Source organism: Aeromonas piscicola (assembly GCF_000820005.1).
In the GTDB taxonomy this organism is placed as follows: domain Bacteria; phylum Pseudomonadota; class Gammaproteobacteria; order Enterobacterales; family Aeromonadaceae; genus Aeromonas; species Aeromonas piscicola.
Map to the genome: position 1 here is coordinate 766 of NZ_CDBL01000058.1, position 224 is coordinate 989.

General features: G+C 65.2%; 1 protein-coding gene. It reads right to left on the minus strand.

The annotated features are described in order from the left end of the window. Nucleotides 1-224: chloride channel protein (locus tag BN1128_RS15780; RefSeq protein ID WP_042870467.1), on the minus strand; the 224-nt coding region annotated here is incomplete at both ends.

Here is a 224-nt window from a genome sequence, read left to right on the forward strand (position 1 = left end):
GCCGGAGCTCAGGGTACAGATGCCGCCGAAGAACTTGACCGGCAACACCCGCCACCAGCGCACCGGTCGCAGATCATCCATGGCACCTTCGATCTCGGGAATGCCGGAGCCGCCCGCTTCCGGGGCGAAGGTGTGAGTGAGGAAGTAGCCGACAAATCCCAGCAGGGCGCTGAAACCAAAGCCCAGCAGACCGAGCTGCCACCAGGGGCGATCCGCCAGCAGCA